Below are 22,375 nucleotides of genomic sequence, written 5' to 3'. Positions count from 1 at the left end.
ACCCCCCGCGGCGCGGGCGCCGCGGGGCCCGCGGCCGTCGGGGCGACGGTTCCGGCCGCGGTCCCGGCGCCGGGCTCAGCGTCGGTGCCGGTGCGGGTGTGGGCGTCGGTGTCGGGGCGGGCGGCGGGCGCGGCCCACGCGTCCGACACGCCCTCGGACAGGACGTTCAGCACCAGCACCGTGACCAGGATGAACAGGCCGGGGAAGAACGTCGCCCACCAGCCGCCGGCCAGCACCAGCGTCTTGCCGTAGGCGATGACGCTGCCCCACGACGGGTCCGGGTCCTGGACGCCGGCGCCGACGAACGACAGGCTCGCCTCGAACACGATCGCGTTGGCGACGACGATCGTGACGAACACCAGGATCGGCGCGGCGCAGTTGATCAGGACGTGCCGCCACAGGATGTGGCCGCGGCGGGCGCCGATGACGCGTTCGGCGGCCACGTAGTCCTCGCCGTACTGCGACAGCACGTTGCCGCGCACGACCCGCGCGACCTGCGGGACGTACAGGAACGCGATGGTGCCGATCAGCACCGGCAGGCTCTTGCCGAACACGGTGACCAGGACGGCCGCGAGCGCGACCGCCGGGAACGCCATGACGACGTCGAGGCAGCGCATCACGGCCTCGTCCACGGCGCGGTGCGCGGTGGCGGCGACCGAGCCGAGCACGGCGCCCGCGACCAGCGCGAGGAACGCGGCGCCGAGGCCGATGGCCAGCGACCAGCGCGCCCCGTACAGCACGCGGGCGAACACGTCGCGGCCGACGCGGTCGGTGCCGAACCAGTGGCCGCCGGACGGCGCCTGCCCCGCGACGCCCGTGGTCAGCGGGTCGTGCCGGGCGATCAGCGGCGCGGCGAGCGCCGCGATGACGATCAACAGCAGCACGCCGAGCGCAATGCGGGAGGCGGGCCGCAGCCGCCGCCATCCCCGTCGCAGGACGGTCATCGCGTCGCTCCCTTCAGCCGGGGGTTCGCGAACAGGTACAGCACGTCCACGAGCAGGTTGACGACCAGGAACGTCAGCGCGATGCACAGCACGACGCCCTGCACGAGGGCGGGGTCGCCGGCGGTGACGCCCTGCATGATGAGGGTGCCGAGGCCGGGCAGCCCGAAGATCGCCTCGACCACGACGGCGCCGCTGAGCAGGTACCCGATCTGCAGTCCGAGCACGGTCAGCGGGGTGATCAGCGCGTTGCGCAGCACGTTGCGGCCGACCACGACGGCGCGCGGCAGCCCGCCGCCGATCGCGGTGCGCACGTAGTCGCGGTCGAGCTCCTCGACCATCGCGGTCCGCACCACCCGGGCCAGCAGCGACCCGACCGGGAACCCGACGGCGATCGCGGGCAGCGCGAGGCTGCGCAGCCAGCCGCCCACCGAGTCGCCGGGGTTGACGTACCCGCCGGTCGGGAACCAGCCGAGCCGCAGCGCGAACCACTGGATCAGCAGGATGCCGAGCCAGAACGACGGCATCGCGACGCCGGCCATGGACAGCACCCGGATGGCCTGGTCGGGCCAGCGGTCCCGGAACAGCGCCGCGGTGACGCCGAGGACCACCGCGAACACCACGCCGACCAGCACCGCCAGCAGCGTCAGCTGGAGCGTGAGCGGGAACGCGGTCCCGATCGCGTCGGTGACGGGCCGGCTCGGCGGCGCGGTCAGCCCGAGGTCGCCGTGCAGCAGGTCGCCGAGGAACCGGACGTAGCGGACCGGCAGCGGGTCGGTGAGCCCGTGCGCGGCCGCGTACGCGTGCCGCGCCTCGGGCGTGGCGCCCTCGCCGAGCGCGTTGAAGGCGGGGTCGTTCGGGGAGAAGCGCAGCACGACGAAGACGAACAGCGTGATCCCGAGCACCATCGGCACGAGGGTCAGCAGCCGTCCGAGCGCCATGCGCAGGATCGTTGCCATCCGGGTGGCGTCCCTTCTTCGGGTCCGGGACGGTCAGGCGCGGCCGACGTTCAGGAACGACAGCCCGGTGGTCGCCATCGGCCGGAAGCCCGGCAGCGCCTTGCCCTTCCACCCGGTGTCGAGCTTGCGGTGGAAGATCGGGTACAGCGCGGCCTGCTCGGCGACGACGTCGATGGCCTGGCTCCACAGCGTCCTGCGCGCCGCCGGGTCGGCCTCGCGGGCGGCCCTGTCGAGCAGGTCGACGACCTTCTTGGCCTCGGGGGTCCCGGCGTTGTAGCTGCGGTGCTCGGGCCAGGTGCCGACGTAGAACCAGCGCATCAGCAGGTCGGCGTCGTTGCCGAACACCGACGGGTCGCCGGGCGCGGCCATGACCTGGTACTTGCCGGTGTCGACGCGGTTGGCGTACTGGCCGCCGGACTGGCCGACGTTGAGCGTGGTGGCGACGCCGACGGCGTCCCAGCTCTGCTTGATCAGCGGCGCGCAGTCCTTGACGAAGTCGGTGTCGGTGGTGATCAGCTCGACCTTCAGCCCGCTGACCCCGGCCTCGCGCAGCAGCTGCTTCGCCTTGTCCGGGTCGTAGCCGTAGACGGTGGACGCCTTGACGTAGTCGGGGTGCCCGGCGGGCAGGAAGCTGGTCGCGGCGGCGGCGTTGCCCAGCAGCGCCGTCTTGATCAGCTTGTCGGTGTCGAGCGCGTAGTGCAGCGCCTGCCGCACCCGCACGTCGTCGAACGGCTTGACCTTGCAGTTGAACATCAGGAACAGCAGGCCGAAGCTCTGCACCGCCTCGACGCTCGCGGCCTTGCGCAGCTCGTCCGCGTTCAGGTACGGGACGGCCTCGATCGCCTGGACGCGTCCGGACTGCAGCGCGGTGACCCGGGCGGACGGGTCCGCGAGCAGCAGCCAGGTCATCTTGGCGACCTTCGCGGGCCGGGGCCCGTTGTAGGCGTCGAACTTGGCGAACGACAGACCGGCGGTGGCGCTCGCGGCGGTGAGCCTGAACGGCCCGGAGCCGACCGGCAGCGCGTCGAACTTCTTCTGGTCCGCCTGGACGATCTTCTTCGGCACGATCCGGACCACGGCGAGCCGCTCGGAGAACAGCGCGAACGCGTACTTGAGCCTGAACTCGACGGTGGTGTCGTCGACCTTGCGCACCTTGTCGAGGAACGGCAGGAACTGCACGAACAGCGACGCGTTCTTCGGGTCGAGCACCCGCTCGAAGCTGAACACGACGTCGTCGGCGGTGACCTTCGAGCCGTCGTGGAAGGTGGCGCCGTCGCGGATCGCGACCCGGTAGGTGGTGTCGTCCACCTTCTCCGGAGCCGCCTTGGCCAGCGCGTTGTAGGGCTGCCGGGTCACCGGGTCGAGGTCGACCAGCGACTCCAGCACGTGGAAGTCGGCGGCCACGGCGACGGCGCTGGAGGACGTCATCGGGTCGAAGCCGCCGGAGAGGGCGTAGGCGAGCGCGGCCTGGATCGTGTCCTTGGAGCCGCCGGATCCGCCGGAGCCGGTGGAGGACGGGCCGCCGCACGCGGACACGCCGGCGGTGATCGCGGCGGCCGCGCCGAGGAGCCCGGTGTAGCGCAGGAAGTCGCGGCGGTGCAGGCCGCGGCCCGGCTGGAGATCGGTCACGTCGTCTCCTGGAAGGAAGGGGTGGGGCGGTCGCAGGGTAGGCGACCGCAGGTGGGAGGGGAGGTAGGACATCCAACGTCGTTCGTCGGTGTACCGTAGGCTCCGGCACCGGCCAGGTCAAGTGGCGGGTCCCGGAACCAACCGACGCGATGGGGAGCGTGAGCCGATGACCGCAGCTCGGACGCGGGGACGTGCGACGCGCGGCCGCAGCAGCCGCACCGAGGAGGTGCAGCAGGCGATCAAGCAGCTGATCCTGGAGCGCGGGCTGGCCTCGGGCGACCCGATGCCCACCGAGTTCGAGCTGGTCGAGGAGCTGGACGTCAGCCGCAACTCGCTGCGCGAGGCGCTCAAGGCGCTGCAGGCCGTCGGGATCGTGGAGATCCGGCACGGCTTCGGGATGTACGTCGGCAGCATGTCGCTCGGCGCGCTGGTCGACGAGCTGACCTTCCACGCCCGCATGTCCAAGCGGCAGGGCCGCGACGACCTCGCGCACCTGGTGGACGTCCGCGAGGTCCTCGAACGCGGCCTCGTCGAGCAGGTCATCGACCGCGGCCTGGCGTCCGACACCGCCGAGCTGGACGAGATCATGCGCCGGATGGACGCCGAGGCCGCCGCCGGCCAGGTGACCCCGGAGACCGACCGGCTCTTCCACGAGCTGCTGTACCGGCCGCTCGCCAACCCGATCGTGAACCAGCTGCTCGGCGCGTTCTGGGACGTCTACCGGACGCTCCAGCACGACCTCGCGCCCGTCCAGCAGGAGGCGGCCGACGTGGCGCAGCGGCACCGCGACATCTACGAGGCGCTGGTCTCCGGGGACCGCGGGGCGGCGGCCACCGCCATGGCGGCGCACTTCCGCGGCATCCGCGAGCGCCTGGACACGGCACGCGACGACTCCGCCTCCTGACGCGAGCCGCTCGGCACCGGGGCGTCCGACACCGGGGCTCGCCTGTCGGCGCGCTCGGTGCCGGGGGCTTGACGGCCCCGGCGTCCGCGCCTACGTTCCTTCGCGACAGGACATCCTACGTCCCATGTCCAACGAAGGTGAGGCCATGCCCCGCTTCCACCCCGCCGCCGTCGCCGCGATGACCGCCCTCGCCGCGACCGCCCTCCCCGCCACCCCTCACGCCGCCACCGCTCACGCCGGCACCGACACCGGCACCGGCCAGTCCGCGGTCGTCACCACCGACTGCACGTCCGGCCGCATCCAGGAGACCGTCGTCAACCGGACGTCCTCCGCGACCACGTTCACGCTGACCTGGCCCGGCGCCGGCACCTGGACCGCGGACGTCGCCGCCGGCGACAGCTCGCACTTCTACTTCACCAAGCCGTCCGGCACCTCATACACGTTCCGCACCACCACGCCGCAGGGCCTCGACCAGACCGACACCGGCACCCTCGACTGCTCCAACGCGCTCAGCGCGCGCGCCGCCATGGACTGCGGAGACCCGCACCGCCTGCGCCTCATCCTCGACAACCGCTCTCCCGCCGCCCGGACCTTCACGGTCACCTGGCCGGGCCGTACCGGCTCCCCGTGGTCGGTCGACGTTCCGGCGTCGTCCGGCGACAACGGCCTCTACTGGACGGTCCCGGACGGCACGCCCTACACGTTCCAGGTCTCGTCGGGCGGCTGGAGCCGCACCGTCTCCGGCACGTCCGGCTGCGGGCTCGGCTCCGGCCGGCCGGGGATGAACGCCCAGACCGCCCTGACCACGTCCACGGTCATCTCCGGGCTCGGCAAGGCGGCGAAGTCCGTGCGCATCCCCGCCCTCGCCGTGGCGAACGACGGCACGGTGGTCGCCGCCATGGACGCGCGCGTCGACGGCAGTTCGGACCTCGGCGGCGGGACGAACAACATCCAGGTGGCGATGGTCCGCAGCACCGACGGCGGCGCGACCTTCTCCACCCCGGCGATCATCGCGCACGCGCCCACCACGTCCGAGGGCTACGGCGACCCGAGCCTGCTCGTCGACCGCACCACCGGAAAGATCTTCTGCTTCTTCACCTACTCCCCCAAGCCCGGCGTCGGCTACTCCGGCTCCACCGCCGGCGACACCTCCGCGACCGCCACGACCAACACCCACATCCGCTACGTCACCTCGACCGACGGCGGCGCGACCTGGAGTGCGGCGACCGACCTCAACCCGCAGGTCCGCAAGACCACCTACGCCGGGATGTTCGCCTCGTCCGGGCACGGGATCCAGCTCGCCTCCGGACGGCTCGTCCAGCCGATCGTCTACCACGACGCGTCGGGCGACCACGCGTCGAACATCTACTCCGACGACCACGGCGCGACCTGGCACAACGGCACCACCGCCGGGACCGGCGTCAACGAGAGCAAGATCATCCAGCGGTCGACGGGCCGCGTCGCGCAGAACATGCGCTCCAACGCGGGCGGCAACCGGTGGTACGCGACCGCCGCCGACGTCACCGCCGCCTACGGCACCGCCTGGAACAGCGGCCTGATCGATCCCGGCTGCAACGGCGACGAGATCTCCTACGCGCTCCCCTCGTCCGGCGCGCCGCCCCTGACCGACGCCGCCCTGCACAGCAACAACGCCGCGACCGGCCGCACCGACCTCACCGTCCGGCTGAGCGGGGACGACGGCTCCAGCTGGCCGCAGGGGGCGCTCCTCAAGCCGGGCGCCGCAGGCTACTCCACGATGGCCGTCCTGGCCGACGGATCGGTCGGCGACCTCTACGAGATCGGCGACACCGGCGGCATCGTCTTCACCCGCTTCACCCTGCCCTGGCTGGCCCCCTGACCACGCCGTTCGACCTCCGCCGGAACCGCCGTTGACCTGGACTTTCGGCAACACCCGCGCGGTTTCGGCGGAGGCGCGCCGGGGAGCCCGGCATTTATGAACAAAACCACCATTTCGACTGCCACCGGCGCCGTCCTGCTGACCGCCGGCGCCCTGCTCCCGGTCACCGCCGCGAACGCGACCACGGCCCCGAGCCCGGGCGGATCACCACCGACGAGCCCGACCGGGGCCCCGACGGGCGGCCCGGGGACCGAGACCCCGACGGGCAGCCCGGGGACCGAGAGCCCGGCGAGCCCCGGCACGGAAAGCCCGACGAGTCCGACCGGGAGCCCCACCAGCCCGACCGGAAGCCCCACGAGCCCGACCGGAAGCCCTACGAGCCCCGGCACCGGCAGTCCGGGCGGCGGCGCCGCGCAGCCGAAGGCCACCACCGTGACGGTCACCGAGAAGGACGACTCGCTGAAGCTGTCCAAGAGCACCTTCACGGCGGGTCCCTACGTCTTCACCGTGAAGAACGAGGGCAGCAGGGAGCACGCCCTGGCCATCTCCGGCCCGGGCCTCACCACGCCGAAGCAGACCCCGGGCATCTCGCCCGGCACCCAGGCCAAGCTGCACGTCTCGCTGCAGCCCGGGACCTACCAGCTCTGGTCGCCGAGCGACAACGACCGCGCCATGGGCCTGCAGACCAAGATCACCGTCTCGGGCACCGGCGGCGTCGTCCCGCCCGCGAGCCCCACCCCGACCGGCAGCCCGACCGAAAGCCCCACGGGCAGCCCGACGGAGAGCCCCACGGGCAGTCCCACCGAGAGCCCGACCGAGAGCCCGACGGGCAGCCCGACCGAGAGCCCGACGGAGAGCCCGACCGGCGCTCCGACGGGCAGCCCGACCGGTCCCGGCACCCCCGGCGGCTGAGCCCGCCCGGCGTTCTCGCGGCGTTCCGCCCTCGTCCGACGACGCATGGGGGCGGCACGCCGCGGCCCGACGCCCGGTCCGTCCGCGCGGACGCCTTCAGCCTTCCGGGTAGAAGAGGAAGAGGGTGCAGCCCGTGGTCGTCTGCGGGACGTGCGAGGAGCCTGCCGGGGCGTGGATGAACGAGCCGGCGGGATAGTCCCGGTCGCCGTCGTTGAAGACACCCGACACCACGAAGACCTCCTCGGGACCCGGTTCGTGGACGTCCACGCCCTCCCAGCCCGTGTCCGGGTCCATCTCCAGCACGAACGCCTTCGCGCCGCCTTCCCCGCTCCACAGCGGCCGCAGCCGGATCCCCGGGAACACCTCGCGGACCGGGGCGTCCTGAACGGACGACCACACATAGCCGACCGTGCTCTGCTCTGTCGTCATGGCACCACCCTGGCGAACGCGCCCCGCCCCGCCGAGTGTCTGAAAAGACATCGTGCGGTACTTTCGCGCCATGCACCGTGTGACCGCGCTCGTCCGCCCGCCGCAGTCGGCCTTCGAGCTCGGCTGCGCGGCCCAGGTGTTCGGGGTCCAGCGGGCGGGCCTCCCGGCCAGGTACGAGTTCGGCGTGTGCACCGAACACCCCGGCCCCGTCGCGACGCTCGCCGGGTACGACATGGTCGTCACCGACGGCCTGGACGCCCTCGACCGGGCGGGGACGGTGATCGTCCCGGGCTGGCTGCCCACCGCGGAGCCGCCCTCTCCCGCCGTCGTCGAAGCCCTGCGCCGCGCGCACGCCCGCGGCGCCCGCGTCGTCAGCATCTGCTCGGGCGCCTTCGCGCTGGCGCACGCCGGCCTCCTGGACGGCCGCCGGGCCACCACACACTGGGCGCAGGCCGCCGAGTTCGCCGAGCGCTTCCCGGACGTCGAACTCGACCCGGACGTCCTCTACGTGGACCACGGCGACGTCGCCACCAGCGCCGGCGCGGGCGCGGGCTTCGACCTGTGCATGCACCTGCTCCGCGCCGACCAGGGCGCCCGGTACGCCGCCCACGTCGCGCGGACCATGGTCATGCCGCCCCACCGCGAGGGCGGCCAGCTGCAGTACTCGGCGCCGCCCCACCCCGCCGACATCGACGGCACGCTCGCACCGCTGCTGGAGTGGGTCACCGCGCGTCTCGGCGAACCCGTGTCGATCGAGGACATGGCCGCGCACGCGGGCGTCTCCGCCCGTACCCTCACCCGCCGGTTCGCCGACCAGCTCGGCACCAGCCCGGGCCGGTGGCTGCTCGCCCAGCGGATCGCCGCGGCCCAGGACCTGCTGGAGTCGTCCGACCTCCCCTTGGACGCCATCGCGCGCCGCGTCGGCCTCTCGTCGGCCACCAACCTCCGCCGCCGCTTCATCAACGCCCTCGCCACGACCCCGGGCGCCTACCGCCGCTCCTTCCGCGACCCCGCGGGGCCGCCGGGCTGACCGACCCGGCAGGCGCGCCGGTCGCTTTGCCTTCCGCAGGTCTTCGCTTCACCTCGCCCGGGCGATGAGTCGATCATGCAAGGACGGCACCGCCCCCATGGGGCACCGCGACCCGGCCGGCCCCTGGTGCTCCTCAGCGCGGCGCTGCTCGCGTGGGCGCCCGGCTCGCCGCCCGCGAACGCGCAGACGCGGACCTGGGTGTCGCTCACCTTCGACGACGGCCTCCAGGACCAGTACGACAACGTCCGCACCCTGCTGGACCGCCACGGGATGAAGGCGACCTTCTTCGTCAGCACCGGCCTTCTGGGCCGGCCCGGACGCATGACCCGGAGCGAGGTCATGGACCTCGCCGCCTCCGGCCACGAGATCGGCGGCCACACGCTCGACCACCTCGATCTCACGGACCTGCCCGGCGGCGAGCGGCACCGGCAGGTCTGCGACGACCGCACCGCCCTCCGGCGGATGGGCCTGCCCGCCCGCGCCTTCGCCTATCCCTTCGGCGCCGTGGACGACGACGCCGCGCGGACCGTCCGCGCCTGCGGCTACCGCAGCGCCCGCGGAGTCGGCGGAATCCGCGCGGGCACCTCCTGCCCTCGCTGCGGCAGCGCCGAGACGGTTCCCCCCGAAGACCCCTACCGGACCCGCACCCGCGACTCGATCACCGCCGGCACCCGCCTCGGCGACCTCGAGGACTCCGTCGTCCAGGCCGAACGCCACGGCGGCTGGCTGCAACTCGTCTTCCACCACGTCTGCGACGGCTGCGGCCAGCGCCAGGCCGTCACGCCCCGCATGCTGGCCGCGTTCCTGTCCTGGCTCCGCCACCGGACCGCCCGCGGAACCGGGACCGCGACGGTCACCGAGGTGGCGGAAAGATAAGGCGGACGAGTCGGCCTGTAAGCCGGGTTCTGTGCCCGCCCCGGAGGGCGGGTGACGGCCATCCATCTCGGACCGCCGTTGCCGGCGGCCTCCAGCGGTCTACCCGCAGGCTCGGGCGGGCCCCCCTCAGGCACCTGCGCGGGGCCGAAGCCCCTTCTTGACCTTGCTCCGGGTGGGGTTTACCGAGCCGCCCACGTCACCGTGGGCGCTGGTGAGCTCTTACCTCACCGTTTCACCCTTACCACCGGCGGACCGGTGGCGGTCTGTTTTCTGTGGCACTGTCCCGCGGGTCACCCCGGGTCGGCGTTACCGACCACCCTGCCCTGTGGAGCCCGGACTTTCCTCGACGGGGATCGCTCCCCGACGCGGCCGTCCGGCCGGCTCGTCCGCCGTACACAGAACTGTAGCGGGTCGGTCAGTGTTCCAGGTGATGCGCGTCGTTGAAGGACCGGAGGCTCGCCGGGCCGTCGGCGTACCAGTCGATCGCGGTCAGGGACGCGACGTCCAGGTGCATCCGGTACAGCGACTTCATCGGGGCGCCGAGGGCGTCCTTGACCAGCAGCTTGATCGGCGTGACGTGCGAGACGACCAGGACCGTCTGCTGCCGGTTGCGGACCTTCAGCTTGTCCAGGGCGGTGCGGACGCGGCGGGAGACCTGCGCGAAGCTCTCGCCGCCGGGCGGCGCGGCCTCCGGGTCGGCGAGCCACGCCTTCATCTCGGCGGGCCAGCCCTTGCCGGCCTCGGCGAACGTGAGGCCCTCCCAGTCGCCGAAGGCGGTCTCGCGGAAGCCGTCCTCGACCCGGACGTCCAGGCCGGTGACCGCGGCGACCTCGGCGGCGGTGTCGCGGCACCGCGACAGGGGCGAGGTGACGATCGCGTCGAGCCCGCGGTCCTTGAGGGCGAGGGCGGCGGCGCGGGCCTGGGTCAGGCCGAGGGTGGTCAGCGGGACGTCGTTCGTCCCGGCGAAGCGCTTCTCGGCGGACAGGGGCGTCTCGCCGTGGCGGAGCAGGATCGTCCGCGTGGGGGTGGACGAGACCGGCGGCGGCCCCGGCGCCTCCTCCCGCGGGGGCTCCTCGATCGTGCGGGACCACCGCTCGCCGCGGGCCGCCGCGTCCATCGCCTCGTTCGCGAGCCGGTCGGCGTGCGCGTTCCGGTTGCGCGGGATCCACCCGTAGGAGACGGAGCCGAGGCCCTCGGCGACCTCCCGGGCGCGCAGCGCGAGGGGGATCATGTCCGGATGCTTGATCTTCCAGCGGCCGGACATCTGCTCCACGACGAGCTTGGAGTCCATCCGCACCTCGACCCGCGCGGACGGGTCGATGCCCGCCGCGGCCGTCAGCCCGGCGATCAGCCCCCGGTACTCCGCGACGTTGTTGGTGGCCATGCCGATCGACTCGGCGACCTCCGCCAGCACCTCGCCGGTCACCGCGTCGCGGACGAGGGCGCCGTACCCGGCCGGGCCCGGGTTGCCCCGGGACCCGCCGTCCGCCTCGACGATCAGCTTCACAGGCCCGACTCGGGGGTGCGGACGAGGATGCGCCGGCACTCCTCGCAGCGGACGACCTCGTCCTCGGCGGCGGCCCGGATCCGGTTCAGGTCGACGGTGTTGAGCGCCAGGTGGCAGCCCTGGCAGGCGCCGCGGAACAGCTTCGCCGCGCCGACGCCGCCGAACTGGCCGCGCAGCTTCTCGTAGAGGCCGATCAGATCGTCGGGGACGTCCTTGGCGACGGCGGTGCGGGCGGCGCCGGTCGTGCCGCTCTCCTCGTCGATCTCCTTCAGCGCGGCGTCGCGGCGGGAGACGACCGCGGCGAGCTCCTCCTGCGCCGCCGTCTGGTCGGCGCGCAGCGCGGCGACGCGGCCGTCGGCCTCCTCGATCCGCTCCATGATCTCCAGCACGACCTCCTCCAGGTCGGACTGGCGGCGGTGCAGCGACTCGATCTCGGCCTGCAGGCCGCTGAGGTCCCTGGCGGAGGTGACCTGCCCGGAGTCGAGCCGCTTCTGGTCCCGCTCGGCGCGGCTGCGGACCTGGTCGACGTCCTGCTCGGCCTTCTTCTGCTCCCGCGCCAGGTCGCCGGCGTCGGTCTCGGCCGCGACGATCGCGTCGCGCAGCTCGGCGAGCCGGCCCTCCAGCCGTTCGATCTCGGCCAGCTCGGGCAGCGTCCTGCGGCGGTGCGCGAGGCGGTCCAGCGAGCTGTCCAGGCCCTGCAGGTCGATCAGGCGAAGCTGGGCTTGCGGTGCGGCTTTCACTGTTCTCCTTCTTCGTGAAGGCTCCACGCGTCGGTGACGAGCGTGGACACCCGGGTCTCCAACTTGCCCGCTTCGGGTGCGGCGGCGGCCAGGCGCCGCGCGGCGTCGGCCAGCCAGGGGTGCTCGGTCGCCCAGTGCGCCGCGTCGACCAGCGCCGGGCCGCCGTGCTCGGCGAACTCCGACGCGGGATGGTGCCGCAGGTCGGCGGTGAGGTAGACGTCGACGCCCGCCGCGCGGACGGTGTCGAGGAGGGAGTCGCCGGCGCCGCCGCAGACCGCGACGGTGCGGACGGCGCGGTCCGGGTCGCCCGCGGCCCGCAGCCCCCACGCCGTGGACGGCAGCCCGGCCGCGGCCCGCCGGGTGAACTCCCGCAGCGTGACCGGCTCGTCCAGCTCCCCGATCCGGCCGAGGCCGCGGCGCGGGTCGTCGGCGGCCGGGACGATCGGGCGCAGTCCGCCGGTGAGCCCGACGGCCCGCGCCAGCGCGTCCGAGACCCCCGGATCGGCGACGTCGGCGTTGGTGTGCGCGGTGTGCAGCGCGACCCCGTTGACGATCATCCGGTGGATCAGCCGGCCCTTCGGCGTCGTCGCGGCCACCGAGTGCACCCCGCGCAGCAGCAGCGGATGGTGCGCGACCACCAGGTCGGCGCCCCACTCCAGCGCCTCGTCGATCACCGCGGCGACCGGGTCGACCGCCAGCAGCACCCGCCCGACCTCCTGGTCGGGGTCGCCGCAGACCAGGCCCACGGCGTCCCAGGACTCCGCCCACGACGGCGGGTAGAGCTCGTCGAGAGCCGCGATGACATGGGATAGGCGCACGTCCCGCAGGCTACCGCGCCGAGCCGCTCCCAACGAGCCACCGAGCGTCACCGGAGGGCTCCGCGGTCTGAAACGATGGGCCGGGGAACGTCCGCAGAAGGGAGAGCGCCATGTCGGCTTCCGGGTTCGCCTCGGCACCGGAGCCCGCGTCCGGATTCGCCCTGGCGTCGGAGCCCCGCCCCGGGTACGTCCCGGGGCCGGACCCCGCCGCCGACCGTCCGCACATGCCCGGTTACGGGATCAGGGGGCCCGCCGAGGGGAGCGGCCTGCTCCCGTGGTCCTGGGCCGTCGAGCGGCTGCGCGCCGCCCGCAACTTCTGGCTGTGCACCGTCCGCCCGGACGGCCGCCCGCACGCGATGCCGGTGTGGGGCGCCTGGTCCGGGGAGGCGCTGATGTTCAGCAGCAGCGTCCCGTCCCGCAAGATGGTCAACCTGCGGGCGAACCCGCAGGTCGTGGTGGCCACGGAGGAGGCCGAGAACCCGGTCGTCCTGGAGGGCCGCGCGGAGGTCGTCACCGAGCCGCGGGACCTGCAGCGCTTCATCGACCTGGTCAACTCCAAGTACGCGACCCGCTATCGTGTCGATTTCCTGGACCCGGAGGTGAACGCGACCGTCGCGGTGCGGCCACAGAAGGCGTTCGGGCTGCGTCAGGGAGATTTCACCGGTTCTCCCACCCGGTGGACGTTCGGAGGCTGAACGCCCGCCGGGATCAATCTGGAGGCTCGTCGCGTTGGAGTCTGTGTGAAGTCACCGTTTCGCCGCCGCAAGCGCGTCAAGGGGCGCCCGATGGGCAACCGCCCCGAGCAGGCCGATCACGAGCCCGTGGACTGGCCCACGGAGGGCACCGGCCGGTCGACGCTGATGGGCGCCATCCGCGGCGACGGCGAGACCGGCGCCGGCTTCGGCGGCGGCATGTTCGAGGACCTCGCCTCGGCGTTCGAGGGCTCCAAGAAGGTCAAGCAGGAGGAGCAGCAGCGGCAGAAGGTGCTGCGCCAGGACGACCACGAGCAGACCGGCGACGGCTCCGCCCGCGACGACCTGGACTCCGGCAAGATCCGGATCCGCCGCAACGGCCCGATCACCCCACCGCCCGCCACCGAGTGACATGTCCGGTTTGGGTCGAACATAGGTTCGAATTCCGGGTTATCGTGGACGCGTGAGCACCTACGTCCCGCCCGGCTGGCCCTCGCAGGTGCACCCACCGGGCACCGACCGCTTCGAGGACACGGCGATGAGCTGGCTGCTGGAGCTCGTCCCGCCCGAGTACCGGCGCTACGGCGTGCTGCGCCGGTATCCGATCGCGCTCGCCCGGATGGCCCGGCACCACGTCAACGCGTCCGTCGAGGCCGCCCGTGAGGGGTTCCGCTCCGCCCGCGTCGACCTCGCGGCGCTCGTCCCGCCGCACGGCGTCGAGGCCGTCCTCGAGGCGTACCGCCGCGAGGGCGCCCGCCTCGTCTCGCTCCTCCAGGCCATCGAGCTGGTCGAGACCGCCCTGCGCGCCCAGGCCGAACCCGACGACCCGGCCCACCGCCGCCCCTTCACCCCCAAACTCTGACCCGGCCACACTGCGACTTCTCCCGGCGCCAGGCAGCGGATCCTTCGTGGCGCGATCACAACAACTGCCTGCCCTCAAATCCGCCATTCCCGCAGATCAGCCACAAAGCACACACTCGCGCGCGACATCGAAAGTGCGGAGTGCCAATGACCGTCTATGCGCCGTCCTTACGCGCCACTACACTCTCCTGACAACTCTCGTTCCCCCGAACCACGAGACGAGTCAATGCCCCCACCTCTCGAACTGCAGGAACTGCACGCCGAGCTGTCCCGAGCCCGGATGACGACCGTGAAGGCCAATGGCCTGGTCACAGCGGAGATCGACGGAAACGGCCGGCTCCTGGACCTCAGCATCGACACGACCCGCCTGGACGCGGCCGGGCTCCGGCTCATCGAGGCAGGCGTCGTGGAGGCCGTCAACGAAGCCGAAGAACGCTCCGCCGCCCTCGCGGAACGCCTTTACGACCGCATGTTCGGCGACGAGTAGCCGTGGGGAGCCAGCGACCTTGAGACCTCCCATGCACGCCGGCGCGCGAGAGCACGCCGAGCAGCGCCTGGCCGAACTCGACGCGGCGGAGTGGCGAATGCGCGAGATCGAGCGGGCGGCGGCCGACTACGCGAATCAACTGTCTGGCCTGGACGCCGAGCAGCGCTATGTGCGGATTGCACAGAAGATCCACCCCGGGCTGGGCACGATCGAGGTGGACGGCAACGGCCGCCTTCTCCGCGTTTCGCTCGACCGCGATGCCCTGGCGACGTCCGACCGGAATTCCCTCGGCCGCAGGATCCTCGAAGCCCTAGCGGCCGCGCGCGCCGAGGCGAGCGCCCAGTACAAGCACGAAGCGGCCGGCATCGCCCGCCGCAACCGCGTCTGACCGGAAAGAGGCCCCCAACATGAGCGCGCCCAGACCACGCCCCAGGCCCGGTCGCAGCGGCGGAGGCGCGAACTCCGGTTCCGGCGGCGCGGCCACCGGCCTCGAGCAGCCGCAGGAAGGCCCCACCGTTCCGGGCATATTGATCGATGTCGCCAGTTCGGTGATGCTGGGCACGGAGGTCTTGAAGGCCTACAAAGAACTCCAGCGGATGAAACCCGACCCCGCAGCCGTGCGGAAGGCCGCGGAGAAGTGGTACCAGGCTTCGGCGCACTACCACGACTCGATCGATCCGATGAAGATCTCGTACATCCAACTCGGCGGCTACTGGAGCGGCCGGGCGTTCGTGGCCTATCAGCAGTACATGGACGGGGTCGCGATATCCACCGCGGACAATAACGCGAAGGTCCTTCAGGCCATCGGAGACGCCTTGGTCGACCTGCACAACCAGGTCGTCGACCAGTACAACGAGGGCATGAAGGAGTACATGGAGACCCTCCAGAAGGCCATCGAATACCACAAGGAACTGGAGACGCAGAAGGGCGACGTGGACAGCGCGGCATGGGCTGCGCTCCACGGAATACTCAGCATCTGGATCAGCAACGTCAACTCCAGGAAGAAGAATCTGGCGTACATCTGCAACAAAGAGGCCGGCGCGATGCAGGCACTGCACGGCCAGATTCTCCAACTCCAGGCTCCGGCGAGGATGCCCTCGATCGCCTCTGACAAGGGCAAGTGGACCTATGGCTGACAGGCGCCGTGAGTCCCGGCAACGCCCTGGCCCCAGGAAGCGCGCACACGAGGTCGTCCTCGCTCTGATCGCCGGTGGATCCCTTGTGGCCGGCTGCTCGGGCGGCGCCGCCGAAGACACCGGTTTCATCAGGACCGGGGCGGTCGCTCCCGACGCGTGCACGCTGATCAACGCATCTCTGGCCCAGAAATTGGTGGGAGATCACACCGTGGCGCCGACGCAGAGGACGGCCGGTTCCAGCGGCTGCAGTTGGCAGGCGCCATTGTCCACGGAACTTTCAAAGACGAGTGGGCTCCTCAACGTTTCCGTCGTGACGGAGACGTTGCGGCGTGCCGGATCCGAGAAGTACGGCGAGGCCAAGACGACCTACCACGGTCTGCAGGAAGATGAAGACTGCTCCAACCTGTCCACTTCTGCCGACGAAGCCTGCTGGCAGAAGGGCGCGGAATCCCTGAGCGTCCTCGTCCGTCAGGGATACACGGTTCTCAAGGCCGACTACACCGCCACGGATTCTCCGGCCCTCAAGGAACAGAACATGGAGAACACGGCGAAGTCCCTCCTGAACGAGATGATCTCGCATCTGCACTCATGACCTGAACTCCAGCGAGGAGGATCGATGGGCGGATACAGCCTCAAGGGGAAGAAGTACCTGATCGAGGCCGGAGACAAGATCAACGACGCGGTGAACATGTGGGTCGACGCGTCGGTCAGCATCGATGGCGCCTGGCTGGCACCCGGGGCGTTGAGCAAGTTCGGCGAGGCGGCCGAACGGAGCTACTCCCAGATGCAGGAGGAGGCGCTGCGGAGGTTGCAGGCTTCGGCCAACTCGCTGATCGAGACCCGGGAGACGATGTACCAGGTCGCCGGGGTCTACTCGGCCGCCGAGGCCGAGGCGGCGCGGAAGGCGGCGGAGAAGGCGCGGGAGGCGGGGTTGCGGCATCGGCCGGAGTTGGACGGGCCGCGGTACGGGTGACCGGAGTGGTCAGAGGTGGGGCTCTTCGGCGGGGGCGGGGAGGGCCGTCAGGAGGCGGGGCGGGCGCGGGAGGTCGGGCGTCAGGCGGGTGGTGAGGGCCCTGCGGATCTCCGGGAGGGCCGTGGTGGGGGCCAGGGCGACGACGCAGGCGCCGATCTTGCGGCCGCCGAGGGCTCCGGCGTCGAGGGTGGTGCGGAGGGCGCGATCGGGAAGCGGGTCGCCGGGGGTGTGGGCGCCGGTGAGGAGCGGGCCGAGGGCGGACGGGCCGGACGCGCGGAGGGCGGCGGCGGCTCGGGCGGCGGCGCCGGGCGGCGTGGGGAGGGTGGACGAATGCCGGGCGCCGAGGTCGACGATCAGGACGCGCAGGTCGGCGGCGGCCAGGTCGAACGGGACGTGTTCGAGGGTGCCGGGCGTGGTCAGCAGGGCGTGGGCGGCGCGGGCGTGCAGGGCCGTCCGGTAGGCGGGGTGGTCGGCGAAGGGGTGCGGTCCGGCGGGCGGGCCGTGCAGGGCCCGGAGGGCGAGGAAGGTGGCGGCGGCGGTCTCGGCGCCGGTGAGGAGTCCGGTCTCGGCGGGGATCTCGCGGTTGATGACCAGGCGGGTGCCGGGGGCGGGGTCGGCGTGGGAGTTCAGGACGGCGGCGGACTCGCGGGCCCAGTGCGGGACGGGCCCGTAGAGGGACGCGATGCCGTCGGTGTGGTGGTTCACCGAGTAGAGGGACGGGGCGGCGGACGGGCCCGCGGCGACGATGGTTCCCCACGGGAGGGCGATCGTCAGGCCGTCCAGGAGCGGCAGGCCGATGGGGGCGCGGTGCATCGCCGCGGGCGGGGAGCCGTGGACGCGTTCGTAGACGTACGCGGTCATGCGGATTTCCGGGGACGTGGCGAGGCCGATCAAATCTCGTCCTTCCGCGGGTGGCGCCACGCGGGGCGGTGCCAGGGCGAGGCGTCCCCGGCGAGGGTCCGCCACCAGGTGTACGGGGTGAGGACGGGCCGCAGCAGCGCCGTGCGGTGCAGGTCGCGGGGCGAGAGCGGGGTGCCGGCGAAGACGAGGTAGGGCACGGCGCAGTAGGCGATGACGGCGACGGGGCCCCATTGCGGGTCGGAGGCGAGCGCGGCGAGGACGAGCGCCATGGTGAGGATGGAGGGCACCACGGCTTGCGCGAGGGTGACGCCGAGCCCGTGCAGCCATGCCGCTCGTCCCTTGCAGGCGGGGGCGCGCGGGGTGAGGTGGCAGGGGACGACGACGTGCTCGACGTCGGCGTCGTAGCGCCGGAGGCGCGCCATGGTGCTCGTGTAGTCGCCCGTGTAGGCGTCGTCCAGGAGTTCGGTGTGGACGACCGCCGCGAATCCCGCGTCGCGGGTGCGGCGGAGCATGTCGAGCGCGCGGACGACGGGGAGGTCGGCGGGGACCAGGCCGAGGACGTCCAGGCCGGTGGCGCGGGCGTGGGCGACGGCGGCGTGCCGGACGTTGGCGGAGATGACGGCGCCGTCGGCGCTGATCACGTCGTATCCGGTGGGTTCGCGCCGGTCCTCCCAGCTCAGCGGGGCGGTCCTGCGGGGCTGCGGGAGCCTGCGGATCCGCGCCAGGCGGCGGCGGAGCCGCACCGCGTCAGCGATGAGGCCCGCCGCCACCAGCGCGGGTACCGCGATCACGCCAGCTTCTCCAGGCGGTCGGCGGCCTCGGCGGCGCCGCCGGCGGCGGCGAAGGAATCCCGGACGGCCTCTGCGGCGGCGCGGTGCGCGTCGCCGGTGAGGACGGTGGTCAGCGCGTCGCGGAGTTCCTCGGCCCGGACCCGGCCGAAGCGGACCTGGACGCCGGCGCCGGCGGCCTCGACCTGCCGCGCGATGACCGGCTGGTCGTCCCGGATCGGCGCGACGACGAGCGGCAGGCCCTGCGCGAGGCTCTCGCAGACGGTGTTGTGCCCGCCGTGGCAGACGACCGCGGACATCCGCTGCAGCAGCCGGAGCTGCGGGACGTGCGGGCGGACGAGGACGTTGGGCGGCGGGTCGCCGACGGTCCTGGGCGGGGCGACGAAGACGGCCTGGACGTCCAGGTCGCGGACGGCGTCGGCGGCGACCCGGTAGAACCGCTCCCCGGCGGGCCCGTTGAGGGTGCCGAGGGTCAGCAGGACGGCGGGCCGGCCGTCCAGCCACTCCCACGGGAACGCGGCGCCCGCCGGGCGGTCGAGGGCGGGGCCGACGAACGCGAAGTGGTCGGGGAAGACCGAGGTGTCCCCGACGAGCGCGCCGGTGGAGAAGATCAGCACGAGGTGGTCGGAGAACCGCAGGTCGAGCAGGTCCTCGATGCCGTGGTCGAGCTGGAAGTCGCCGATCTGGTCGCGGACCCAGCCCTCGACGAGCGGCATCCCGGCGAGCGGCCGGGTGAACTCGGCGGAGGTGGTCGCGGAGGTGGCCCACGGGATCTCGCGGTGCCGGGCGGCGACGGGCGCGGCGAGGACGATCTGGTCGCTGATCACGACGTCGGGGCGGAACCGGTCGAGGGCGGTCTCGACGCCGGGCATCATCGCGTGGCCGAGCGGGACGATGAACTCCTCCCACAGGAACCGCAGGGCGGCGGGGCCGCGCAGGCGCAGCCACTCCTCGCGGGCGGCGGCGAGCCGCGCGGCGAACGCGTCGTCCTCGGCGGAGAAGATCCGCGCGCCGGCGCGCAGCAGCGGTTCGAGGGTGGCGCGGTGGCCGGTCCAGGCGACGGTGTGGCCGCGGCGGGCGAGTTCGGCGCCGACCGCGACGGTCGGGTTGACGTGCCCGGCGAGCGGCGGGACGGCGAACAGGAACCGGCGCTTCGGCGTCTCGGCGCGCGGGATGCCGGGGGCGCCGAGCAGGGACGGCACCTGCATGCGGCGGCCCTTCACCGGGCACCTCCGGCGGCGGTGGCGGGGACGCGGGTGCCGGCGTGGCGGGCCAGCCAGGGCAACATGACCTCCAGGAGTTCGGCGGTCCCGTCGCGCAGCACGGTGTGGGCGTGGCCGGCCATGACGTGCAGGGTGCAGCCGGGGACGGTGCGCAGCAGCAGCCGCCCGGCCTCGGCGACGTCGGAGTGCTGCCCGTACACGGCGAGCACGGGGCAGCGGACGGCGGCCAGCTCGGCGGGGCGGACGGGCTCGGTGCGGGCCAGGTCGTCGAGCAGGGTGGTGCGGTTGACGAGGGCGTCGGCGGCGGCGACCTGCCGGCCGGTCTTGCGCCATCCGGCGGCGAGGAGCTGGTCGGCGAGCCGGTCGTACTCCAGGCCGAGCGCGGACGCGGTGAGGGTGTTGAGCAGGCCCTCGGCCCAGCCGTCGTGCTCGGCGGGGCCGTACGCCTCGATGAGCACGAGCCCGGCGATCCGGTCGGGGCGGGCGAGCGCGGCCTTCAGCGCGACGACGCCGCCGAAGCTGTTGGCGACGAGGTGGACGCGGTCGTGGCCGAGCGCGTCGAGGATCCCGAACAGGTCCGCGACGGCGTCGTCCGCGCCGTGGCCGTCCGGGGTCAGTTCGGACCGGCCGTGCCCGCGCAGGTCGTAGAGGACGGCGTGGGCGCCGGCCTCGGCGACGGGCCCGGCGATCGTGTAGTAGAAGCTCGACAGGTTGTCCAGGACGAGCCCGTGCAGGAACACGACGACGGGCGCGCCGGGCGCGGGCGGGCCGATGGTCTGCACGTGGAAGCGGACGCCGCGGGCGGTGACGTCAGGCATGGGCGGCCTCCGTGGCGGCGATGTGGTCCACCAGGTCGCCGACCGTCAGGTCCATGATCTCGTCGATGTCCATGCCGGCGATGAACGCGGCGAGGTCGACGTCGTCGCCGTAGTGGTCGCGCAGCTTGTCGGCGAGGGCGACGAACTCGATGCTCTCCAGCCCGAGGTCCTCGTTGAACGAGGTGTCGCGGCCGATCTCCACGTCGAGGAGGAAGTCCTCCCCGACGACCTCGGCCAGCATCCGGACGACCTGCGTCAGGGCGTCGTCGCTCATGTTCGGCTCTCCTCCATGTCGGTTCCGCCCGCCGTGACCGTCCAGGCCACGACGTGTCCGTCCAGCTCGCGCGTCCCGACCTCGGTGACCGCGCCGCCGCCGGTGACCAGCAGGTGCTCGGCGTCGGAGGCGGTGAACGCGGGTTCGGGGTGGCCGGCGGGAAGGGCCTGCAGGACGGCCTGCTTGGCGGCGCGGACGCGGGCGTCCCCGCCGCCGGACGCCAGGCCGACGCCCGCGGGCTCGCCGGCGGGCCGTGCCAGCGCGACGCCGAGGTCGGCGTCGCAGGCGATGGCCACGGAAAGGTCCTGGTCGAAGGGTCCGGTGACGGCCGGGTGCCGCCCGGTGCCGTCGCGGACGGTCAGCTCGGCGGGGAACAGGGGGCCGTGGCCGTTGCGCCACAGCCAGTCCCGGACGGCGTCCTTCGCGGCGATGCGGCCGAGCAGCCACGGGCCCTGCGCGAAGCCGGGGAGCCGCTCGTACTCGGCGCGCTCCACGGCGCACAGGTACTGGCGCATCACGAGGTCGCGGGACGCGGTGCCGTCCCAGCGCTTGCGGGCGAGGCACCAGCCGCCGTCCTGCGGTTCCCCCATGCCGGACACCTCGGGGGTGAACTTCATCCGCCATAGGGCTTCGTCGGTGTAGAAGCGGTGCGTGGTCCATCCGTCGATGCGCGCCCAGAGGGCTCCGTCTTCGCGGACCATCTCGACGGAGCAGCGCAGGGTGGTGTCCGTGAGCGACTCGGCCCACACGGTGGTCTCGAGGCGTTCTCCGGCGGCCGGCGGCGGGCCGTACAGGGAGACGTGTTCGATCCCCACGGGGAAGACGGTCTGGTCCTTCTCCCCGTAGACCTGGATCCAGTGGCCGCACAGCTGCCCGGCGCTGTCGATGAGCGCGCCCGGCGTGGGCAGGGACGTCAGGACGCCGCGCACGCCGTCCTCCGCGAGCGCGGTCACTTCGGTGACGCCGCGGAACAGCGGGCCGTGGAACATCCAGCGTTCCTCGTAGAGCCGCTCGGCGGAGACGACGGGCGGGCCCTCTCCGGTCAGCGGGGTGCGGTCGGGCGGAGGCGGCGCGCTGTGGCGCTCGGCGAGCAGGACCGTCCCGTCGGTGTGGCCGGGGATGACGACCTTGACCCGGCGCGGGCCGGTGCCCGCGGCGCCGCCTCCCTCGACGAGGTGGGCGCGGATGGCGGCGCTGGTCGGCGGAGCCGCCACGACCCACCGGACGGCGCGGACGGACTCGAACCCGACCACGACCGTGTCGGGGAGCAGTTCCCGCGCGGTCGCCGCCATCACCTCCAGCAGCGTGGCCAGCGGCACGATCGGGAACCGGTCCGACATGTCGGGCCAGTCGGGGGGCTGCGGGAAGACGCAGTGGTCCGCGAGGTAGGGCATCGCCTCCAGCGAGAACACCCGGGAGATCACCAGCTCGTCCGCCGGGGCGGCCGGCGCCTCGTCGGCGGACGCGGGCGCCGCCCCGCCGCCGAGCGCCTCCAGGACGGTCTGCGCGCCGGTCGCCGCGTCGTTGAGCAGCGCCTCCAGCTCGGCTAGCACCCGGTCGTCGGCCGGCACCCCCGGCACCGCCCCGCCCGCCGCGCGGATCCGCCGCCCCCCGCCGTCCACCCTCCCCCCCCGCGGCCCCGGGTGCAGCCGCAGGCCC

Annotated in this window: 26 protein-coding genes and 1 other RNA gene; 13 read left to right on the top strand and 14 right to left on the bottom strand. The window is 73.1% G+C overall.

Translation table 11 applies throughout. The features are described 5' to 3' along the window. The 3 genes from ABZ914_RS23025 to ABZ914_RS23015 form a co-directional block, all read right to left on the bottom strand. Positions 1-944: ABC transporter permease (locus ABZ914_RS23025; protein ID WP_500195527.1), on the bottom strand; the 944-nt coding region annotated here is incomplete at its 3' end. Then, on the bottom strand, positions 941-1,900 hold the full coding sequence (locus ABZ914_RS23020; protein WP_433150740.1) for an ABC transporter permease: 960 nt from the start codon (positions 1,898-1,900) through the stop codon (positions 941-943). The genes ABZ914_RS23025 and ABZ914_RS23020, both read right to left, overlap by 4 nt. Positions 1,901-1,933: 33 nt before the next feature. Beyond that, complete coding sequence (locus ABZ914_RS23015; RefSeq protein ID WP_500195525.1) at positions 1,934-3,529, bottom strand: ABC transporter substrate-binding protein; 1,596 nt, start codon at positions 3,527-3,529, stop codon at positions 1,934-1,936. 166 nt (positions 3,530-3,695) lie between these two features. On the opposite strand from ABZ914_RS23015, the gene ABZ914_RS23010 reads away from it, so the two are divergent. From ABZ914_RS23010 to ABZ914_RS23000, 3 genes are all read left to right on the top strand, one after another. Beyond that, positions 3,696-4,433, top strand: coding sequence for a FadR/GntR family transcriptional regulator (locus tag ABZ914_RS23010; RefSeq protein ID WP_500195522.1), 738 nt, complete (start codon positions 3,696-3,698; stop codon positions 4,431-4,433). Between the two features lie 124 nt (positions 4,434-4,557). Then, positions 4,558-6,291: a sialidase family protein gene (locus ABZ914_RS23005; protein WP_500195520.1), complete on the top strand. Its 1,734-nt coding sequence runs from the start codon at positions 4,558-4,560 to the stop codon at positions 6,289-6,291. Positions 6,292-6,723: 432 nt separating this feature from the next. Further along, positions 6,724-7,203, top strand: coding sequence for a hypothetical protein (locus tag ABZ914_RS23000; protein ID WP_500195518.1), 480 nt, complete (start codon positions 6,724-6,726; stop codon positions 7,201-7,203). Positions 7,204-7,299: 96 nt separating this feature from the next. Here ABZ914_RS23000 and ABZ914_RS22995 read toward each other — a convergent pair whose 3' ends face one another. Then, positions 7,300-7,632: a cupin domain-containing protein gene (locus tag ABZ914_RS22995; RefSeq protein ID WP_500195516.1), complete on the bottom strand. Its 333-nt coding sequence runs from the start codon at positions 7,630-7,632 to the stop codon at positions 7,300-7,302. A gap of 70 nt (positions 7,633-7,702) precedes the next feature. Between ABZ914_RS22995 and ABZ914_RS22990 the strand changes: the two genes are divergently transcribed. Further along, the gene (locus ABZ914_RS22990; RefSeq protein ID WP_500195514.1) at positions 7,703-8,662 is read left to right on the top strand and encodes a GlxA family transcriptional regulator; all 960 of its coding nucleotides are present in this window, start codon (positions 7,703-7,705) and stop codon (positions 8,660-8,662) included. A 75-nt stretch (positions 8,663-8,737) separates the two neighbouring features. Further along, positions 8,738-9,538 carry a polysaccharide deacetylase family protein gene (locus tag ABZ914_RS22985; protein ID WP_500195513.1) on the top strand — a complete coding sequence of 267 codons (801 nt, stop codon included), beginning with the start codon at positions 8,738-8,740 and terminating at the stop codon, positions 9,536-9,538. 2 nt (positions 9,539-9,540) lie between these two features. Here the strand turns inward: ABZ914_RS22985 and rnpB are convergent. From rnpB to ABZ914_RS22965, 4 genes are all read right to left on the bottom strand, one after another. Then, an RNA gene (gene rnpB / locus ABZ914_RS22980) (RNase P RNA component class A) lies at positions 9,541-9,923 on the bottom strand. Positions 9,924-9,953: 30 nt separating this feature from the next. Continuing rightward, on the bottom strand, positions 9,954-11,045 hold the full coding sequence (locus ABZ914_RS22975; protein WP_500195511.1) for a bifunctional RNase H/acid phosphatase: 1,092 nt from the start codon (positions 11,043-11,045) through the stop codon (positions 9,954-9,956). Next, positions 11,042-11,785: a zinc ribbon domain-containing protein gene (locus ABZ914_RS22970; RefSeq protein ID WP_500195509.1), complete on the bottom strand. Its 744-nt coding sequence runs from the start codon at positions 11,783-11,785 to the stop codon at positions 11,042-11,044. The genes ABZ914_RS22975 and ABZ914_RS22970 overlap by 4 nt, the downstream gene beginning before the upstream one ends. After that, on the bottom strand, positions 11,782-12,603 hold the full coding sequence (locus tag ABZ914_RS22965) for a Nif3-like dinuclear metal center hexameric protein (protein WP_500195507.1): 822 nt from the start codon (positions 12,601-12,603) through the stop codon (positions 11,782-11,784). The genes ABZ914_RS22970 and ABZ914_RS22965 overlap by 4 nt, the downstream gene beginning before the upstream one ends. Positions 12,604-12,713: 110 nt before the next feature. Here ABZ914_RS22965 and ABZ914_RS22960 point away from each other — a divergent pair, with 110 nt between their 5' ends. The 8 genes from ABZ914_RS22960 to ABZ914_RS22925 all read left to right on the top strand — a co-directional run bounded on the left by ABZ914_RS22960 (position 12,714) and on the right by ABZ914_RS22925 (position 16,752). After that, entirely contained in the window at positions 12,714-13,298 is a 585-nt protein-coding gene (locus ABZ914_RS22960; protein ID WP_190859904.1) for a pyridoxamine 5'-phosphate oxidase family protein, read from the top strand. A 45-nt stretch (positions 13,299-13,343) separates the two neighbouring features. After that, positions 13,344-13,706, top strand: coding sequence for a DUF6191 domain-containing protein (locus ABZ914_RS22955; protein ID WP_190859902.1), 363 nt, complete (start codon positions 13,344-13,346; stop codon positions 13,704-13,706). Between the two features lie 52 nt (positions 13,707-13,758). After that, positions 13,759-14,157 (top strand): hypothetical protein, encoded by a 399-nt coding sequence (locus ABZ914_RS22950; protein WP_347256826.1) that lies wholly within the window; start codon positions 13,759-13,761, stop codon positions 14,155-14,157. 225 nt (positions 14,158-14,382) lie between these two features. Continuing rightward, a complete protein-coding gene (locus tag ABZ914_RS22945; protein WP_500195505.1) occupies positions 14,383-14,643 on the top strand; it encodes a YbaB/EbfC family nucleoid-associated protein in 261 nt (86 codons plus the stop codon). Between the two features lie 31 nt (positions 14,644-14,674). Next, on the top strand, positions 14,675-15,031 hold the full coding sequence (locus tag ABZ914_RS22940) for a YbaB/EbfC family nucleoid-associated protein (protein ID WP_500195503.1): 357 nt from the start codon (positions 14,675-14,677) through the stop codon (positions 15,029-15,031). Between the two features lie 19 nt (positions 15,032-15,050). Then, complete coding sequence (locus ABZ914_RS22935) at positions 15,051-15,779, top strand: WXG100 family type VII secretion target (protein WP_500195502.1); 729 nt, start codon at positions 15,051-15,053, stop codon at positions 15,777-15,779. An 85-nt stretch (positions 15,780-15,864) separates the two neighbouring features. After that, the gene (locus ABZ914_RS22930) at positions 15,865-16,371 is read left to right on the top strand and encodes a hypothetical protein (protein WP_500195500.1); all 507 of its coding nucleotides are present in this window, start codon (positions 15,865-15,867) and stop codon (positions 16,369-16,371) included. Between the two features lie 24 nt (positions 16,372-16,395). After that, positions 16,396-16,752, top strand: coding sequence for a hypothetical protein (locus ABZ914_RS22925; protein ID WP_500195498.1), 357 nt, complete (start codon positions 16,396-16,398; stop codon positions 16,750-16,752). Between the two features lie 9 nt (positions 16,753-16,761). Here ABZ914_RS22925 and ABZ914_RS22920 read toward each other — a convergent pair whose 3' ends face one another. From ABZ914_RS22920 to ABZ914_RS22895, 6 genes are all read right to left on the bottom strand, one after another. After that, positions 16,762-17,613 carry a hypothetical protein gene (locus ABZ914_RS22920; protein ID WP_500195496.1) on the bottom strand — a complete coding sequence of 284 codons (852 nt, stop codon included), beginning with the start codon at positions 17,611-17,613 and terminating at the stop codon, positions 16,762-16,764. A 29-nt stretch (positions 17,614-17,642) separates the two neighbouring features. Continuing rightward, entirely contained in the window at positions 17,643-18,404 is a 762-nt protein-coding gene (locus ABZ914_RS22915; protein WP_500195495.1) for a hypothetical protein, read from the bottom strand. Then, a complete protein-coding gene (locus ABZ914_RS22910; protein ID WP_500195493.1) occupies positions 18,401-19,609 on the bottom strand; it encodes a glycosyltransferase in 1,209 nt (402 codons plus the stop codon). The genes ABZ914_RS22915 and ABZ914_RS22910 overlap by 4 nt, the downstream gene beginning before the upstream one ends. A gap of 11 nt (positions 19,610-19,620) precedes the next feature. Beyond that, positions 19,621-20,442, bottom strand: a complete 822-nt coding sequence (locus ABZ914_RS22905; RefSeq protein ID WP_500195491.1) for an alpha/beta fold hydrolase — start codon at positions 20,440-20,442, stop codon at positions 19,621-19,623. Further along, entirely contained in the window at positions 20,435-20,716 is a 282-nt protein-coding gene (locus ABZ914_RS22900; RefSeq protein ID WP_190859879.1) for an acyl carrier protein, read from the bottom strand. Before ABZ914_RS22900 ends, ABZ914_RS22905 begins: the two co-directional genes overlap by 8 nt. Further along, positions 20,713-22,375, bottom strand: a 1,663-nt coding sequence (locus ABZ914_RS22895) for a polyketide synthase dehydratase domain-containing protein (RefSeq protein WP_500195490.1), incomplete at its 5' end; no start/stop codon positions are given. The genes ABZ914_RS22900 and ABZ914_RS22895, both read right to left, overlap by 4 nt.

Origin of the sequence: Spirillospora sp. NPDC046719 (assembly GCF_040645715.1) — a bacterium.
GTDB lineage: Bacteria > Actinomycetota > Actinomycetes > Streptosporangiales > Streptosporangiaceae > Spirillospora.
The sequence above is the reverse complement of the archived record's forward strand: the minus strand, read 5'-3'. Positions and strand labels throughout refer to the sequence as shown.

Bases quoted from the DNA above. Each gene is read 5' to 3' on its own strand.
- ABZ914_RS23020 (WP_433150740.1), bottom strand. From the start codon at position 1,900: ATGGCAACGATCCTGCGCATGGCGCTCGGACGGCTGCTGACCCTCGTG.
- ABZ914_RS23010 (WP_500195522.1), top strand. From the start codon at position 3,696: ATGACCGCAGCTCGGACGCGGGGACGTGCGACGCGCGGCCGCAGCAGC.
- ABZ914_RS23005 (WP_500195520.1), top strand. From the start codon at position 4,558: ATGTCCAACGAAGGTGAGGCCATGCCCCGCTTCCACCCCGCCGCCGTC.
- ABZ914_RS22995 (WP_500195516.1), bottom strand. From the start codon at position 7,632: ATGACGACAGAGCAGAGCACGGTCGGCTATGTGTGGTCGTCCGTTCAG.
- ABZ914_RS22990 (WP_500195514.1), top strand. From the start codon at position 7,703: ATGCACCGTGTGACCGCGCTCGTCCGCCCGCCGCAGTCGGCCTTCGAG.
- ABZ914_RS22985 (WP_500195513.1), top strand. From the start codon at position 8,738: ATGCAAGGACGGCACCGCCCCCATGGGGCACCGCGACCCGGCCGGCCC.
- ABZ914_RS22960 (WP_190859904.1), top strand. From the start codon at position 12,714: ATGTCGGCTTCCGGGTTCGCCTCGGCACCGGAGCCCGCGTCCGGATTC.
- ABZ914_RS22945 (WP_500195505.1), top strand. From the start codon at position 14,383: ATGCCCCCACCTCTCGAACTGCAGGAACTGCACGCCGAGCTGTCCCGA.
- ABZ914_RS22940 (WP_500195503.1), top strand. From the start codon at position 14,675: ATGCACGCCGGCGCGCGAGAGCACGCCGAGCAGCGCCTGGCCGAACTC.
- ABZ914_RS22935 (WP_500195502.1), top strand. From the start codon at position 15,051: ATGAGCGCGCCCAGACCACGCCCCAGGCCCGGTCGCAGCGGCGGAGGC.
- ABZ914_RS22925 (WP_500195498.1), top strand. From the start codon at position 16,396: ATGGGCGGATACAGCCTCAAGGGGAAGAAGTACCTGATCGAGGCCGGA.
- ABZ914_RS22920 (WP_500195496.1), bottom strand. From the start codon at position 17,613: ATGACCGCGTACGTCTACGAACGCGTCCACGGCTCCCCGCCCGCGGCG.
- ABZ914_RS22910 (WP_500195493.1), bottom strand. From the start codon at position 19,609: ATGCAGGTGCCGTCCCTGCTCGGCGCCCCCGGCATCCCGCGCGCCGAG.
- ABZ914_RS22905 (WP_500195491.1), bottom strand. From the start codon at position 20,442: ATGCCTGACGTCACCGCCCGCGGCGTCCGCTTCCACGTGCAGACCATC.
- ABZ914_RS22900 (WP_190859879.1), bottom strand. From the start codon at position 20,716: ATGAGCGACGACGCCCTGACGCAGGTCGTCCGGATGCTGGCCGAGGTC.